Source organism: Treponema sp. R80B11-R83G3 (assembly GCF_054786115.1).
In genome coordinates, this window is the sequence record NZ_BDHF01000431.1 from 1 (window position 1) to 550 (window position 550).

Genomic DNA, 550 nt, shown 5'->3' on the forward strand with positions numbered 1-550 from the left:
GTATTATTTCGTTAAATAAAGTATGTTTTATGGACATTTGAGGATAAAAGTCCAATGGAGATATTATGGGGCAAGTTAATAATTTATTTTCTAAAGACCCAAAAGTAAAACATGGGGATTAATATTCGTAGAGCCACATCTGAAGACGCATATAATTTTACTGTTTGCCATATTTCCTGTTGGCAATCAGCATATAAAAACATTGTTCCTCAAGAATACTTGGAAAATATGTTGCTAGAAAAAGAAAAGCAGATTGAAAAGTATAAAATTACATTTGATAATCCGAAGGATTGAAAATATTATTTTGTTATGTGTGAAGAAAGTATGATAGGTTTTATTATCATAAACAGCCCAAATAAAGATAAATCCGGTATAGGCGAGATATGGGCAATTTATTTACTTGAAGAATTTTGCGGAAAAAATTATGGAAAAAAATTGTTGGATTTTGCAGTTAATGAATTAATCAGTATGGGGCAGAAAGAAATCTGTCTATGGGTGTTTGAAGAAAACCATAGGGCAAGGCATTTTTATGAAAGAAATAATTTTAGTT

General features: G+C 29.6%; 1 protein-coding gene. It reads left to right on the forward strand.

What is annotated here, in order from left to right:
• Window positions 1-324: 324 nt before the first annotated feature.
• Window positions 325-550 (forward strand): GNAT family N-acetyltransferase (locus ACYVRH_RS14300; protein ID WP_461257542.1); only part of this gene is annotated, 226 nt, incomplete at its 3' end.